The 15,631-nt window shown below is 72.6% G+C and carries 11 protein-coding genes; 2 read left to right on the forward strand and 9 right to left on the reverse strand.

Features of this window, described 5'->3' with window-relative positions; translation table 11 throughout:
* Window positions 1-12: 12 nt before the first annotated feature.
* Complete coding sequence (locus tag ACIQVI_RS30865) at window positions 13-606, reverse strand: hypothetical protein (protein WP_053644513.1); 594 nt, start codon at window positions 604-606, stop codon at window positions 13-15.
* A 411-nt stretch (window positions 607-1,017) separates the two neighbouring features.
* On the opposite strand from ACIQVI_RS30865, the gene ACIQVI_RS30870 reads away from it, so the two are divergent.
* Window positions 1,018-1,749 carry a class I SAM-dependent methyltransferase gene (locus ACIQVI_RS30870; protein ID WP_403601858.1) on the forward strand — a complete coding sequence of 244 codons (732 nt, stop codon included), beginning with the start codon at window positions 1,018-1,020 and terminating at the stop codon, window positions 1,747-1,749.
* A 31-nt stretch (window positions 1,750-1,780) separates the two neighbouring features.
* Here ACIQVI_RS30870 and ftsH read toward each other — a convergent pair whose 3' ends face one another.
* The 6 genes from ftsH to ACIQVI_RS30900 form a co-directional block, all read right to left on the reverse strand.
* The gene (ftsH, locus tag ACIQVI_RS30875; protein ID WP_403601861.1) at window positions 1,781-3,739 is read right to left on the reverse strand and encodes an ATP-dependent zinc metalloprotease FtsH; all 1,959 of its coding nucleotides are present in this window, start codon (window positions 3,737-3,739) and stop codon (window positions 1,781-1,783) included.
* 141 nt (window positions 3,740-3,880) lie between these two features.
* Window positions 3,881-5,434 carry a signal recognition particle protein gene (gene ffh / locus ACIQVI_RS30880; RefSeq protein WP_403601863.1) on the reverse strand — a complete coding sequence of 518 codons (1,554 nt, stop codon included), beginning with the start codon at window positions 5,432-5,434 and terminating at the stop codon, window positions 3,881-3,883.
* 115 nt (window positions 5,435-5,549) lie between these two features.
* Window positions 5,550-8,000, reverse strand: a complete 2,451-nt coding sequence (locus ACIQVI_RS30885; protein ID WP_351969988.1) for a [protein-PII] uridylyltransferase — start codon at window positions 7,998-8,000, stop codon at window positions 5,550-5,552.
* Between the two features lie 22 nt (window positions 8,001-8,022).
* Window positions 8,023-8,361 (reverse strand): P-II family nitrogen regulator, encoded by a 339-nt coding sequence (locus ACIQVI_RS30890; RefSeq protein WP_053644524.1) that lies wholly within the window; start codon window positions 8,359-8,361, stop codon window positions 8,023-8,025.
* Window positions 8,358-9,704 (reverse strand): ammonium transporter, encoded by a 1,347-nt coding sequence (locus ACIQVI_RS30895; RefSeq protein ID WP_403601868.1) that lies wholly within the window; start codon window positions 9,702-9,704, stop codon window positions 8,358-8,360. The genes ACIQVI_RS30890 and ACIQVI_RS30895 overlap by 4 nt, the downstream gene beginning before the upstream one ends.
* Window positions 9,705-10,069: 365 nt before the next feature.
* Window positions 10,070-11,545 carry a hypothetical protein gene (locus tag ACIQVI_RS30900; RefSeq protein WP_403601871.1) on the reverse strand — a complete coding sequence of 492 codons (1,476 nt, stop codon included), beginning with the start codon at window positions 11,543-11,545 and terminating at the stop codon, window positions 10,070-10,072.
* A gap of 425 nt (window positions 11,546-11,970) precedes the next feature.
* Here ACIQVI_RS30900 and ACIQVI_RS30905 point away from each other — a divergent pair, with 425 nt between their 5' ends.
* Window positions 11,971-12,624, forward strand: coding sequence for a bifunctional DNA primase/polymerase (locus ACIQVI_RS30905; RefSeq protein ID WP_121832891.1), 654 nt, complete (start codon window positions 11,971-11,973; stop codon window positions 12,622-12,624).
* A 108-nt stretch (window positions 12,625-12,732) separates the two neighbouring features.
* Here the strand turns inward: ACIQVI_RS30905 and ftsY are convergent, their stop codons facing one another.
* Together ftsY and ACIQVI_RS30915 are read right to left on the reverse strand one after the other, a co-directional pair.
* The gene (gene ftsY / locus ACIQVI_RS30910) at window positions 12,733-13,959 is read right to left on the reverse strand and encodes a signal recognition particle-docking protein FtsY (RefSeq protein WP_403601875.1); all 1,227 of its coding nucleotides are present in this window, start codon (window positions 13,957-13,959) and stop codon (window positions 12,733-12,735) included.
* A gap of 175 nt (window positions 13,960-14,134) precedes the next feature.
* On the reverse strand, window positions 14,135-15,568 hold the full coding sequence (locus ACIQVI_RS30915; protein ID WP_403601878.1) for a sugar porter family MFS transporter: 1,434 nt from the start codon (window positions 15,566-15,568) through the stop codon (window positions 14,135-14,137).
* Window positions 15,569-15,631 lie beyond the last annotated feature (63 nt).

A 15,631-nucleotide genomic window follows, 5' to 3' on the forward strand; every position in this document is an offset into this window, starting at 1 on the left:
CACGTCGCGGGGTCAGTTGGCGGCGCCCACCGTCTCCGGGATGCGGAAGGGCTTGCCGCAGCCGCCGCAGACGATCGGGGCCTGGGCCAGCACCGACGGGACCACGCGCACGTTGCGCCCGCAGTCGCAGACGGCCTTGACCCGCACGCCGCCGCCCGAGGAACCGTGCCGGGCGGCCGGTCCGCGGAAGGACCGCTTGGTGTCGGCGGCCGTGGCGACCGTGTGGGCCTTGAGGGCGCGGTGCAGCCGTTCGATGGTGGGCCGGTAGCGCCGCCTGGCCTCCGCGTTGAGCGTGACCAGGGAGAAGCCGCTGCTGGCGTGCGGCTCCTCGGGGTGGTCGAGGCCCATTTCCTCGGCGATCGCGAGGAAGCGGCGGTTGTGGTAACGGCCGGCGCGGGAGGTGTCGCGGACGCCTCTGGCGGCGGCGATGCCGTGGACCGCCTCGTGGAGGAGTCGTTCGAAGGAGAGTTCCGCGCCACAGGCGGACGAGGACTCTCCGATGAGGGATTCGGGCGCGGCAAGATCGGGCAGCTCGGGGTGGTGCCGCTGAATGTCGGCCCACGCCTGTGCCAGCTCTGCGGCGAGAACAGGTGGTGTCGTGCTCACGTCGGGTACAACGAGCCGGAGCGCCCCCGGGTTCCATTCCGGGGCATCCCAAATATTTTGCACTTACCAGTCAGTTGCCCTTGATGCGTCCCGACGAGGGCCAGTGCGCCGAACTGCGGAGAAGCCACGCGGGACGTCGCAAGCTCGTACGTAGCGGCGCATACGCCCCGGCGCGTACACCGGCTACGCGCGCCCCCGAATCCGGAGGTCCCGCGCACGCGCGCCCCGCCGTCCGAGGGACCCGGAACGGGCGCGAAGTGTTGCGGGGACATTACCGGGTGCGCGTGCGCGGGCGCACACCGCCCCTCCCCCGGACGAATCGGTCCGCCCCGACCACTGGACGCGGCCCCGGATGCGCAGTTCCCTGACTACGGGGGGCTGTCGTCCGAGCACTGATTGGGGCGCTTTTCCATGACACCTACGCTCGTCCCGCACCACCCCGCGCGCGACTGGGCCGAGATCCAGGAACGGATGCTCGTCCCCCTCTACGAGGCGGTGTACGACCGCCTCGGCGTGGGCGGGAACTCCCGGGTCCTCGGCCTGGGCTGCGGCTCGGGCCTGGCCCTCCTGATGGCGGCCGCGCGGGGCGCCCGGGTGGCCGGCGCGGACCGGGACCACGCGCGCGTGGAGCTGGCCAGGGAGCGGCTCCCGGAGGACGTCGCCGTCACCGACGGACCGCCGGAGTGCGCCCCGTACGACGTGGTCACGGCCTTCCACGCGACGGACGGTCTGCTCCCGGAGCTGGTGGCGGTCACCCGTACGGCCCAACCGGGCACGACCGTGGTGCTCGCCGGCTGGGGGCCGCCGGAGCGGTGCGCCACGGAGCCGGTCCTGCGGGTCGCGGCCCGGCTCGCGGACCGCCGCCCGGCGGCCGGCCCCGGACCCGACCTGGACGCGCTCGCGGCCGCGGCGGGGCTGCTGCCGACCGGTTCCGGCCGGGTCGCCTGCCCCTTCGGCTACGCCGACGAGGGCAGCGCGCTGCGGGGGCTCCTGTCGACGGGCGCCTTCGACGAGGCGGTCCGGGCGACGGACCCCTCCCAGGTGGAGAAGGAGATCGAGGAGGCGCTCGCCCCGTACGTCCGCCCGGACGGGACGGTGTGGATGCCGAACGTCTTCCGGTACGTGATCACCCGCACGCCCTGAGCCCCGTACGCGCCCCCGGGGAAGCGCCCCGTCACGCCCCCGGCCGCTCCGGGTTCGGGCCCACGCCCGGCTCGGGGGCCGGGACCGGGCGGGTGATGCCCGCCGCCCGGTAGGCCGCGTCCTCCTCCAGGGTCTCGTTCGCCAGGAGGGCCTCGGCCAGGGCGTCCAGCTTGTCCCGGTGGTCGTCCAGCCGCCGCAGGGCGACCTCGTAGCACTCGTCGACGATCCGCCGCATCTCCCGGTCGACGGTGTCGAGGGTCGCGGGGGCAGCCGACAGGCCGTACGCCTGCTGGGCGTCGCTCGGGATGGCGGTGAGCCGGCCGACGCGCTCGCTCATCCCCCACCGCCCCGCCATGCCCCGGGCGATGGTGGTGACCTGCTCCAGGTCGCTCTCGGCGCCGGTGGTGATCACCCCGAAGACGACCTGCTCGGCCGCCATCCCGCCGAGGGCCCCGATGATCCGGCCGCGCAGGTACTCCTCGGTGTAGGCGTACTTGTCGGCGTCCGGGGTCGACAGGGTGACGCCCAGGGCCCGGCCGCGCGGCACGATGGTGATCTTCCGGACCGGGTCGGCGCCGGGCTGGAGCATCCCGAGCAGGGCGTGGCCGCTCTCGTGGTACGCGGTCCGCCGCCGCTCCTCCTCCGGCATCACCAGGGGCCGCTCCGCACCGAGCTGGACCTTCTCCAGGGCGTCGGACAGATCGGACTGGGTGACGGCCCGCTGGTCGCGCTTGACCGCGAGGAGCGCGGCCTCGTTGGCGAGGTTGGCGAGCTCCGCGCCGGTCATGCCGGGGGTCGTCCGGGCCACCTGCTCCAGGTCGACGTCCTTGGCCAGCGGGATCTCCCGGGTGTGGATCCGCAGGATGGCCTCGCGGCCGCCCCGGTCCGGCGGGTTGACGTGGACGATCCGGTCGAAGCGGCCGGGCCGGGTGAGGGCGGGGTCGAGGACGTCGGCGCGGTTGGTGGCGGCGAGGACGATGACCCCCTCGGAGCCGGTGAAGCCGTCCATCTCCGTGAGGATCTGGTTGAGGGTCTGCTCGCGCTCGTCGTGGCCGCCCATTCCGGAGCCGCCGCCCCGGGCCCGGCCGATGGTGTCGATCTCGTCGATGAAGACGATCGCCGGGGCGACCTTGCGGGCCTCGGCGAACAGCTCCCGCACCCGGGAGGCGCCCACGCCCACGATCATCTCGATGAACCCGGAGGCGGAGGCCGAGAAGAACGGCACCCCGGCCTCGCCCGCGACGGCCCGCGCGAGGAGCGTCTTGCCGGTGCCGGGAGGCCCGGCCAGGAGGACGCCCCGGGGCATCTTGGCGCCCATCGCCCGGTAGGCGTCCGGGTTCTTGAGGAAGTCGACGACGTCGTTCAGCTCGCCCTCGACCTCGTCGATGCCGGCGACGTCCGCGAAGGTGGTGCGCTTCCCGGTCTCCAGCTCGACCGGCTTGGGCGGCTGCTTGCGGCCCAACATGCCGCCGGCGCCGCCCATGCCCGCGCTCATCCGGCGGGCGATGAACACCCAGAGCAGGACGAGCAGCAGCATCGGGGCGAGCGAGAGGAGCAGGTTGGCGAGGAAGCTGCGCTCCTGGACGACCGGCTCGGCGGTGACGACGACGTTCTGCTTGGTGAGCTGGGCCCAGAGGTCGTCGTCGGCGAAGGCGGGCCGCTGGGTGGTGAACTTGGTGTAGTCGCCCTTGCCGTCGGGAACGGGCCGCTTCTCCTTCAGCTGCCCCTGGATCGCGTCGCCCTTGGAGTAGATCTTGGTGACGTTCCCGGCGGCGACCTGCTTGTCGAACTCGGTGTACGAGATCGTCGGACCGTCGCCGTCGTTGAAGAACGACAGGACGATGTTGGTGAGCAGGTACACCGCGAGGGCGGTGAGGATCAGTCCGCCCCAGCCGCCCGGCATCCGCTTCTTCGGCGACGGGGGCGGCGGGGCCCCTTCCGAGCGCCAGGGCTGATCGGTCCGCTCGCGCGGGGGTGCGGGGTCGGCCACGTGACTCTCCTCGGGGCGGCAGTGGCCCCAGTATCGAAGAGCGGGAGGAACCGGGCATCGCGGGCGGTCCGGAGGGATGAAAAGGGGCCCGGGGCGGTTTCCCGCCGCCCCGGGCCCCCCTCGTACGGGTCGTACGGGATGTCAGCCCATGAACTTCTTGAACTCGTCCGGCAGCTCGAAGTCCTTCGGGGTCTGGCCCGCCCCGGGCAGGCCGAAGGCGCCGCCCTGCTGGGCCTGCTCGCGGCGCTCGGCCGCGGCCTGCTCCTCGGCCTTCCGCTTCATCGGGTTGCCGCTCTTGCGCTTGCCCTTGGCCTGCTTGACCTGCTTCTTCTGCCGGCCGGGGCCGCCGCCCATGCCGGGGATGCCGGGCATACCGGGAAGGCCGCCGCCCTGGGCCATGCGGGACATCATCTTGCGGGCCTCGAAGAACCGCTCGACCAGACCCTTGACCGCGCTGACCTCGACGCCGGAGCCCTTGGCGATGCGGGCGCGGCGGGAGCCGTTGATGATCGTCGGGTCCTGGCGCTCGCCGGGGGTCATCGACTTGATGATGGCGGCCGTGCGGTCGACGTCCTTCTCGTCGATGCTGTTGATCTGGTCCTTCATCTGGGCCATGCCGGGCAGCATCCCGAGCAGCTTCGAGATGGAGCCCATCTTGCGGACCTGCTCCATCTGGGCCAGGAAGTCGTCGAGCGTGAACTCCTGGCCCTTCTTCGACGCGAGCTTCGAGGCCATCTTGGCGGCCTCTTCCTCGTCGAAGGTCTGCTGGGCCTTCTCGATGAGGGAGAGCATGTCGCCCATGCCGAGGATGCGGGACGCCATGCGGTCCGGGTGGAACGCGTCGAACTCGTCCAGCTTCTCGCCGTTGGAGGCGAACATGATCTGCTTGCCGGTGACGTGCGCGATGGAGAGCGCGGCACCGCCGCGGGCGTCGCCGTCGAGCTTGGAGAGCACGACGCCGTCGAAGCCGACGCCGTCGCGGAAGGCCTCGGCGGTGTTGACCGCGTCCTGGCCGATCATGGCGTCGACGACGAAGAGGATCTCGTCGGGCGACGTCGCGTCCCTGATGTCCGCGGCCTGCTGCATCAGCTCCTGGTCGATGCCGAGGCGGCCTGCGGTGTCGACGATGACGACGTCGTAGAGCTTGGTGCGCGCGTACTCGATGGAGTCCTTGGCGACCTGGACCGGGTCGCCGACGCCGTTGCCCGGCTGGGGGCCGTAGAAGGCCACGCCGGCGCGGTCGGCGACGACGGAGAGCTGGTTGACGGCGTTGGGGCGCTGGAGGTCGCAGGCGACGAGCAGCGGGGAGTGGCCCTGGCCCTTGAGCCAGAGGCCGAGCTTTCCGGCGAGAGTGGTCTTGCCGGCGCCCTGGAGACCGGCGAGCATGATCACGGTCGGCGCGGTCTTGGCGAACCGGAGGCGGCGGGTCTCGCCGCCCAAGATCCCGACCAGCTCATCGTTGACGATCTTGATGACCTGCTGGCTCGGGTTCAGGGCCTTGGAGACCTCGGCACCGAGGGCCCGCTCCTTGACGTTCCGGATGAACGCGCGCACGACCGGCAGGGCGACGTCGGCCTCGAGGAGGGCGATACGGATTTCCCGGGCCGCGCTGTCGATGTCCTGCTCGGAAAGGCGACCCTTGCCCCGGAGGCTCTTGAAGGTCGCGCTCAGGCGGTCGGAGAGAGTATCGAACACGGCGCTCGTCGGTCCTTGAGGTCGGGGGCGGGGAATCGCCCTCCAGGGTATCCGGCCCCGCGAAGAAAACGTCCCCGCCCATCGGGAACCGGTGGGCGGGGGCCACGTCCCCGGGTCACCCCAGCGCCGTCTCCAGCGCCCTCGCCAGGTCCACCGCCTCCTCCGGCGGCAGCAGGGAGCCGTCCGGCCGGGTCACGTACAGGGTGTCGACGGCGTTGGCGCCCAGGGTGGAGACGTGGGCGCTGCGTACCCGTACCGCCGCCCCCTCCAGGGCGCGGCCGATGCGGTGGAGGAGGCCGGGGGCGTCCTGGGCGCGGACCTCGATGACGGTGGCGAGGCGGGAGTCGGCGGCGGCGACGGTGACGCGGGGCGGCGGGGCGGTGAGGCCCCGGCGCCGGGGGTAGGCGGCCTCGCGTTCGGCGAGGCGGGCGGGGATGTCGAGGGAGCCGTCGAGGGCGCGGACGAGGTCGGCGCGGAGCCGGGCGGCCTCGGGCAGGGAGCCGTACTCGGCGGCGACGCGCCAGTCGAGGACGAGGACGGAGCCGGTGCCGAGTCCGGTGGGGAGGTCGACGGCCCGCAGGTCGGCGGCGCGGACGGTGAGGCGGTGCAGGGCGAGGACGCCGGCGACGGCGGGCAGGACGCCGGGCCGGTCGGGCAGGGCGATGACGAGTTCGACGCCGACGGGCTCGGGGGCGGGGGCGTCGGGGTCGGCCGCGTGCTCGTCCCGGGTGTGGAGGGCGAGGACGGGTTCGCCGGTGCGCAGGGCCTCGATGGCGAGGCGTTCCTGTTCGGCGCTGGGGGCGGCGGCCTCGGGGTCGGGCAGGGGTTCGCCCGCGAGGACGCCCGCGACCCGCTTGACCAGGTCGGCGACGAGCGAGGCGCGCCAGGAGGACCAGGCGGCGGGGCCGGTGGCGAGGGCGTCGGCCTCGGTGAGGGCGTGCAGGAGTTCCAGGGTGCCGAGGGTGCCGACGGCGGTGGCGACGGCCTGGACGGTGGCGGGGTCGTCGAGGTCGCGCCGGGTGGCGGTCTCGACGAGGAGCAGGTGGTGGCGGACGGCGGTGGCGACGACGCCGGTGTCGGTGCGGTCGAAGCCGATGCGGGCGGCGAGGTCGCGGGCGATGGTCTCGCCGGCGACGGAGTGGTCGCCGGGCCAGCCCTTGCCGATGTCGTGGAGGAGGGCGGCGACGAGGAGGAGGTCGGGGCGGCCGACGCGGCGGGTGAGCGAGGCGGCGCGGACGGCGGTCTCGACGAGGTGGCGGTCGACGGTCCAGGTGTGGACGGGGTTGCGCTGGGGGCGGCAGCGGACGCGTTCCCAGTCGGGGAGCAGCCGGGTGACGATCCCCTCGGCCTCCAGGGCCTCCCAGACGGGGACGGTGGCCTCTCCGGCGCCGAGGAGGGTGACGAGTTCCTCGCGCGCCTCGGCGGGCCAGGGCACGGGGAGGGGTTTGGCGGTGGCGGCGAGGTGGCGTACGGCGTGCGGGGAGAGCGGCAGGCCGGACTGGGCGGCCGCGGCGGCGGCCCGCAGGGGCAGGACGGGGTCGCGTTCGGGCTTGGCGGTGCGGGCGAGGACGACCTCGCCGTCCATCTCGACGACGCCCTCGGCGAGCGGGGTGCGCTCGATCGGGGGCTTGCCGCCGGACCGTCCCAGGAGGGACCGGAGGCGGGGGCGGGCCGAGCGGGCCTTGAGGACGCGGTTGACCTCGCGCCAGGTGACGTCGGTGGCGTACGAGATGGTCCGGGCGGCCTCGTACACCTCGCGGAGGAGGGTGTCGGCGTCGAGGAGGCCGAGTTCGGCGGCGACGGCGTCCTGTTCCTGGAGGGCGAGCCGGTCGGTGGCGCGGCCGGTGGCCAGGTGGAGGGCGTCGCGGGTGTCGAGGAGGCGGCGGCGGGCGCGGTCGAGGCCTTCGCGGGGGGCGTCGGCGAGCCAGGAGGCGGCGACGGCGCGGAGGGCCTGGGCGTCGCGCAGTCCGCCGCGGGCCTCCTTGAGGTCGGGTTCGAGGAGGAACTGGAGCTCGCCCGCGCGTTCGGCGCGTTCGCGGCAGAGTTCGTCGAGTTCGGGGAGGCGTTTGGGCGCCTGGTTGCGCCAGTCGGCGAGGACGGTGGTGCGCAGGGCGGCGACGAGGCCGGCGTCTCCGGCGAGGGGCCGGGCGTCGAGGAGGCCGAGGTGGACCTTGAGGTCCTCGGCGGCGGTGGCGCGGGCTTCGGCGGGGGTGCGGACGGAGTGGTCGAGGGCGAGGCCGAGGTCCCAGACGGGGTACCAGATCCGGTCGGCGAGGGCGGCGATGGCGGCCTTGTCGGCGGTGCCGTCGTGGAGCAGGACCAGGTCGAGGTCGCTGCGGGGGGAGAGTTCGGAGCGGCCGTAGCCGCCGACGGCGACGAGGGCGGTGCCGCGGGGCGGCGCGGCGGCGGCGAAGAGGGCGGCCAGCCAGTCGTCGGTGAGGCGGGCGAGGGCGGTACGGCGCGGCGGCCCGGACCGCTCCTTCTCGTGGAGGAGGAGCAGCCGGGCCGCCGCGTAGCCGCCGGGTCCCGCGTCTTCGTTCTCTGCGCTGACTTCGAGGTTCGTCACCCGGCGGCTCCTCACGTGTTCCCTACAGTGCGTCCGGACCGCGCTCGCCGGTGCGGACCCGTACGGCGGTCTCGACCGGCACGCTCCACACCTTGCCGTCTCCGATCTTGCCGGTTCGGGCGGCCTTGACGACGACGTCGACGAGCTGTTCGGCGTCCTCGTCCTCGACGAGGACCTCGATGCGGATCTTGGGGACCAGGTCGACGGTGTACTCGGCGCCCCGGTAGACCTCGGTGTGGCCGCGCTGGCGGCCGTAGCCGCTGGCTTCGGTGACGGTGAGGCCGTGGACGCCGAACGCCTGGAGGGCCTCCTTGATCTCGTCGAGCCGGTGCGGCTTCACGACCGCGGTGATGAGCTTCATGCGTCCACCTTCTTGTTCTCCGTGACGGCCGGGGCGGGGGCGGCGGTGGTGCGGGAGGAGGTGCCGCCGCCGGCGCCGCTGAAGTCGTACGCGGTCTCGGCGTGCTCGACCTGGTCGATGCCGGAGACCTCGTCGTCCTCGCTGACCCGCATCCCGATGGTCTTGTCGACGATCAGGGCGAGGAGCGCGGAGACGATCAGAGAGTAGGCGAGGACCGCGAAGACGCCGACGGCCTGCTTGCCGAGCTGCTCCAGGCCGCCGCCGTAGAAGAGGCCCTTGGCGTCGGACTGGACGCCGCCGGTGGCGAAGAAGCCGACGAGGAGGGAGCCGACGACACCGCCGACGAGGTGGACGCCGATGACGTCGAGGGAGTCGTCGTAGCCGAACTTGTACTTGAGGCCGACGGCCATGGCACAGAGGAGGCCGGCGACGACGCCGACGGCGATGGCGCCGAGGGGGCTGACGGAGCCGCCCGCGGGGGTGATGGCGACGAGGCCGGCGACCGCGCCGGAGGCGGCGCCGAGGGTGGTGAAGGAGCCGTGGCGGATCTTCTCGTACGCGAGCCAGGCGAGCATGGCGGCGGCGGTGGCGATCTGGGTGTTGATGAACATCACGGCGCCCACGCCGTCGTCGTTGCCGAGCCAGGAGCCGGCGTTGAAGCCGAACCAGCCGAACCAGAGGAGCGCGGCGCCGAGCATCACCAGCGGGAGGCTGTGCGGGCGCATCGGGTCCTTCTTGAAGCCGATGCGCTTGCCGATGACGAGGATGACGCCGAGGGCGGCGGCGCCGGCGTTGATGTGGACGGCCGTGCCGCCGGCGAAGTCGATGACGCCCATCTCGAAGAGCCAGCCGCCGGAGCCCCAGACCCAGTGGGCGACGGGGAAGTACACGACGGTGACCCAGAGGGCGATGAAGAGGGCCCAGGCGGTGAACTTGACCCGGTCGGCGAGGGCGCCGCTGATGAGGGCGGGGGTGAGGATCGCGAACATCAGCTGGAAGGCGGCGAAGACGAACACGGGGATGGTGTAGCCGTCCCAGAGTTCGGTGACGCCGATGCCGCTGAGGCCGACGTAGTCGGAGGACCAGCCGACGATCGAGCCGACGTCGGTGCCGAAGGCGATGCTGAAGCCGTAGAGCACCCACAGGATCGTGACGATCCCGAGGCTGATGAAACTCATCATCAGCATGTTGAGGGTGGACTTGACGCGGACCATGCCTCCGTAGAAGAAGGCGAGTCCCGGGGTCATCAGCATGACCAGGGCGGAGCAGATGAGCATGAACCCGGTGTTGGCGGCGGACAGCGCGGGGGCGTCTGCGGCCAGGGTCGTGATGGCTGGTGCCATCGGCGTCTCCTCGTCGTCGGTACGGCCTGTGCGGGGCGGGGCCGGAGAGCGGCCGGCCGTGAGGGGTGGCCGGTTATGGGCCAGAGATTCGCGCAGCGCGGTTTCCGGCGGTGCCGCTCGATGTTTCGGAGCCGTGACGAAGGGGTGGGGCGTGTTACGTGACCGTGAACACGCGGGTCACGGGCAGGTAACGGCGTACTCTCCGCGCGGACGGCGCCGGGCGGGCGGCCGGTGCGGGGCGGGGAACGCGAACCGGCCGCGTCGGCGTCCGTGTGTCCGTGCGGCGGGGGAGCCGGGTCGGGCAGTACGGGACGTCCGGCGCGGCCGGGGTCCTGGCGGGCCCTCCGGGGCCCGGGCGGGGGGGGTCAGACGGCTTCGGCGGCCTCGGGGAGGAGCTGGGCGAGCCGGTCGGTGAGCTGGACGACCTCGGCGACGTCGCCGAAGCCCCGGGCCGCGTGGTCGACGGTCTTGCGGAGCCGGGTGTTGACCCGCTCGGAGCGGATGCTGCGGGCGACGCCGAGGGCCTTCTCGGCGAGGACGACGGACTGCTCGGGCTCGCGCTTGAGGAGGTGGACGGTGGCCAGACCGATCAGGTTGAGGGCGTACGACCGCTGGTGGTCGGCGTCCTTCTCGAAGAGCTCGACGGCCCGCTCCATGAGGGGTTCGGCGAGCGAGGCGTAGGTCGGGGAGCGGCCCGCGACGTAGGCGAGGTCGCGGTAGGAGTGGGAGTTCTCGCCGTTGAGCTCGGCCTCGGAGAAGAACCGGATCCAGTCGGGCTCGGGCTCCCCTTCCAGGCCGACGTCGGCGAAGGTGTCCTCGGCCATCCGGACGGCCCGCTTGCACTTGGAGGGCTGGCCCATGTTGGCGTAGGCGCGGGCCTCCATCGCATACAGCATGGCCTGGGTGCGGGCGGTGGCGCAGTCCCGGCTGCCGTACTGGGCGAGGTGGATGAGTTCGAGGGCGTCGTCGGGCCGGCCGAGGTGGATCATCTGGCGGCTCATGGACGACAGGATGTACGAGCCGAGGGGCTTGTCGCCGGCCTCCTTGGCGGCGTGCAGGGCGAGCACGAAGTACTTCTGGGCGGTGGGCTGGAGGCCGACGTCGTAGCTCATCCAGCCGGCCAGCTCGGCGAGTTCGGCGGCGCAGGTGAAGAGGCGCTTGGAGACGTCGGCCGGGTGCGGTTCCTGGAGGAGGTCGGTGACCTCGTGGAGCTGTCCGACGACGGCCTTGCGGCGCAGTCCTCCGCCGCACTGGGCGTCCCACTTGCGGAACATCGCGGTGGTGGACTCCAGGAGGTTGAGCTCGACCTCGGAGAGCCGGTGCGGGCGGCGGGCGTCGGCGAGGGGGGTGGGGCGCTCGGCCTCGCCCGTCGGGGTGGGGACGAGCCAGCGCTGCATCGGTTCGATGAGGGAGGGTCCCGCGGCGAGGGAGAGGGAGGAGCCGAGGAAGCCCCGGCGGGCGAGCATGAGGTCGCTGCGGGAGAACTCGCTGAGCAGGGCGACGGTCTGGGGACCGGCCCAGGGGAGGTCGACCCCGGAGACGGACGGCGACTGGTGGGCGGCGCGCAGGCCGAGGTCCTCGACGGCGACGACGGATCCGAAGCGCTCGGAGAACAGCTCGGAGAGGATCCGCGGGATGGGCTCGCGGGGCTGCTCGCCGTCGAGCCAGCGGCGCACGCGCGAGGTGTCGGTGGAGATGTGGTGCGCGCCCATCTGGCGCGCCCTGCGGTTCACCTGGCGCGCCAGTTCGCCCTTGGACCAGCCGCTGCGCACGAACCACGAGCCCAGCTGCTCGTTCGGGCGCTTGCCGGCAGTCGTACCGTCTGCGCCGTTGCCGCCCACTGGAACGCCCCCATCCACCTGATTGCCTGTCGTGCGAACCCTTATCAGAATGCCGTGTCTCGCGGCATCCGTCCGGCGTTCGCACTCCTTCGAACTGGAAACCGGGTTGCCACCGGCATACCCACGGGTGCAGTGCGCCCCACGGTTCGAGTACCGAAAGTAATCCTACGATCACCCCTCTACGAGGGGGATTCAAGAAACGCCACCATTCGCCACCCCTTCGAATGAACCCGCCACCCGTGGAACGCGCTTCACTTGACATGCGACGAACCGGAGTCGGCGGACGGATGCGCGGAGAGGCGCGTGTTCCGGCCCGCACCACCCCCCGCACGACCGTGCGCCACCCTCGGCGACAGAGCGTGACGGGGAGTGATGGAGGTGCTCCCGGTCGTAACCACCGGCGCGCTCGACCCGTTGGAGGGGACATGGGTTTCACGATCGGCGGCATTCGTGAGATGCGGTCCGGCGCACGCCGCCGCGTACGCGCCACGGAGTGCACAGCGGTGGCGGAGTACACGGGGCTGTGGGGCTGGGACGTGGTCCCCGGCGCGCGGGCCGTCTCCGGTCAGTGCTCCTGCGGCGATCCGGTGTGCGCGGCCCCCGGGGCGCACCCGCTCTCCTTCGCGGAGCCGGTCCCGGCGGGCGCCGGGCTCGACGACGCGACCAAGGCCTGGTCGGAGTACCCGGGGGCGGCGCTGCTGCTCCCGGTGGGCCGGGCCTTCGACGTGATCGAGGTGGCGGAGGCCGCGGGCCGGCGGGCCCTGGTCCGGCTCGAGCGCATGGGGCTGCCGCTCGGCCCGGTGTGCGCGACCCCGACCGGCCGGGCGCGGTTCTTCGTGGCGCCGGGCGCCGCGGCCGAACTGCCGCAGCTGCTGTACCGGATGGGCTGGGACGACGCCGATCTGGACCTGCACTGTCTGGGCCCCGGCTCCTACGTCACCGCTCCCCCGTCGGACCTGGGCGGCCTCGGGCCGGTGCGCTGGCTGCGGCCGCCGACCCTGGACACGGCGGGCGCGCCGCCGCAGGCGCGGCTGCTGCTGGGGACGCTGGCGTACATCTGCCACCGCACGCACTTCTGACGCCTGCGAGCGCTGTCGGCCCCGTAAGCGCTTATGGCCTTTGTTACGTGTGAAGGGCCCCCGCCGGGGAACGGCGGGGGCCCTTTCATACGGGCGCGTGGGGCGCGGTCAGTCGCCGATCAGGGCGTCGACGAAGGCGCCCGGCTCGAAGGGGGCCAGGTCGTCCGGGCCCTCGCCCAGGCCGATGAGCTTGACCGGGACGCCCAGCTCGCGCTGGACGGCGACGACGATGCCGCCCTTGGCGGTGCCGTCGAGCTTGGTCAGGACGATGCCGGTGATGTCGACGACCTCGGCGAAGACGCGGGCCTGGATCAGGCCGTTCTGGCCGGTGGTGGCGTCGAGGACGAGGAGGACCTCGTCGAGCGGGCCGTGCTTCTCGACGACGCGCTTGACCTTGCCGAGCTCGTCCATGAGGCCGGTCTTGGTGTGGAGGCGTCCCGCGGTGTCGATGAGGACGACGTCGGCGCCCTCCGCGATGCCCTCCTTGACCGCGTCGAAGGCGATCGACGCCGGGTCGCCGCCCTCCGGGCCGCGGATGGTGCGGGCGCCGACGCGCTCGCCCCAGGTCTGGAGCTGGTCGGCGGCGGCGGCGCGGAAGGTGTCGGCGGCGCCGAGGACGACGGACTTGCCGTCGGCGACGAGGACGCGGGCCAGCTTGCCGGTGGTGGTGGTCTTGCCGGTGCCGTTGACGCCGACGACCATGACGACGCCGGGGACGTCCGTGGGGCTCTCGGTCTTCACCGTGCGGTCGAGGTCGGGGCCGAGGAGGGTGATCAGCTCCTCGCGGAGGAGGCCGCGCAGCTCCTCGGGGGTGCGGGTGCCGAGCACCCTCACGCGCTCGCGCAGCCGCTCGACGAGCTCCTGGGTGGGGGCGACGCCGACGTCGGCGGTGAGGAGGGTCTCCTCGATCTCCTCCCAGGTGTCCTCGTCGAGGTGCTCGCGGGACAGGAGCGTGAGCAGCCCCTTGCCGAGCGAGTTCTGGGAGCGCGCGAGGCGGGCCCGGAGCCGTACGAGACGGCCGGCGGTGGGCTCGGGGATCTCGATCACGGGGGCCGGGGGCTCGGCGACGACCGGGTCCTCGACGGCGGTCGGCGTCCCTGTGGCCTCCTCGGCCGTGGGGAGCTCGACCTCCTCGACCGTGCGGCGTGGTTCTTCCCGCGGTGTCTCCGCCTCCTCGCCGACGTGCGGTTCGGCGGGCGGAGCGGTGATGGTCGGCGGGGTGGACGGCGGCTCGGCCGGGGGCAGCTGCTTCTTCTTGCGGCCGCTGACCACGAGCCCGCTCGTCACGGCGACCGCGACGACCAGAGCGATGACTACAGCAAGGATGAGTTCCATAACGGGTCCAGTATGGCGTCACCCCGCGCGCGTCCCCCGTACTCCCCGTGGGGCACGCCCCCGCGCACCGGGCCGGTCCGCCGTTCGGCGGTGCCGGACGCGAGGACCGCCCCGGTCCGGGGCGCGGGCCTCGGAGCGGGGCGGTCTCGATGGACGAGGAGAGGGGCAGCGGGGGTTAGCCCATCTCCTCCAACGCCTTGCCCTTGGTCTCCTTGACGTACCGGAGCACGAAGGGGATCGAGAGCACGGCGAAGACCGTGTAGATGATGTAGGTGCCGGAGAGGTTCCAGTCCGCGAGGGACGGGAAGCTGGCGGTGATGGCCCAGTTGGCGATCCACTGCGCGGAGGCGGCGACGCCGAGGGCGGCGGCGCGGATCCTGTTGGGGAACATCTCGCCGAGGAAGACCCAGACCACCACGCCCCACGAGAGGGCGAAGAAGAGCACGAAGACGTGGGCGGCGACGAGGGCCACGACGCCCTGGGTCTCGGGCAGCTTGCCGTCGACGAGGTCGGCGGAGAAGGCCCAGGCCTCGAAGGCGAGGGCGATCGCCATGCCGACGGAGCCGACGAGGGCGAGCGGCTTGCGGCCGACGCGGTCGACCAGGACCATCGCGATCACGGTGCCGATGATGTTGATGATCGACGTGGTGAACGAGTAGAAGAACGAGCTCGACGGGTCGATGCCGACGGACTGCCAGAGGGTCGCGGAGTAGTAGAACGCGACGTTGATGCCGACGAGCTGCTGGAAGACCGAGAGTCCGATGCCGACCCAGACGATGGGCAGCAGCTTGAAGCGGCTGCCGGTGACGAACAGGTCCCAGAAGGTGGACTTGTGCTCGCGGCGCATGGCCTGCTTGATCTCGTTCACCCGGTGGTCCAGGTTCACGCTCTTGCCCTCGACCTCGGCGAGGACCTCCTTGGCCTTGTCGATCTTGCCGACGGAGATCAGGAAGCGGGGGGACTCGGGGATCGCGAAGGAGAGCAGGCCGTAGAGGAGGGCGGGGACGACCATCACGCCGAGCATCCACTGCCAGGCCTCCAGGCCGCCGATCTTGCCGCGCTGGTCGCCGTCGGCGAGCTGGAGGATGCCGTAGTTGACCAGCTGGGAGATGGCGATGCCGATGACGATGGCGGCCTGCTGGAAGGAGCCGAGCCGGCCGCGGTAGGCGGCGGGGGCGACCTCGGCGATGTAGGCGGGGCCGATGACGGAGGCCATGCCGATGGCGAAGCCGCCGATGATCCGCCAGAAGGCGAGGTCCCAGAGGGCGAAGGGCAGTGCCGAGCCGACGGCGCTGACGGTGAAGAGGACGGCGGCGATCTGCATACAGCGGATGCGGCCGATGCGGTCGGCGATCCGGCCGGCGGTGGCGGCGCCGATGGCGCAGCCGATCAGGGCGATCGCGATGACCTGGGCGAGGGTGCCGGAGCCGATGTCGTACCGGTGGCGGATCGCCTCGACCGCGCCGTTGATGACGGAGCTGTCGTAGCCGAAGAGGAAGCCGCCCATCGCGGCGGAGGCCGTGATGAAGATGACGTGACCGAGGTGGTCCGGGTGGGCGGCGCGGCCTTCGGAGGGCGGCGGCGGGGGCGCCTGCTCAGTGCTGGTCACATGGACTCCTGGATGCTCCGGCAGCGTTGTCGGGGCGTGGGGGGCGAGCCCTTCAAGTGGCGC

It is taken from the genome of Streptomyces sp. NPDC098101, from assembly GCF_044760185.1.
Lineage (GTDB): Bacteria > Actinomycetota > Actinomycetes > Streptomycetales > Streptomycetaceae > Streptomyces.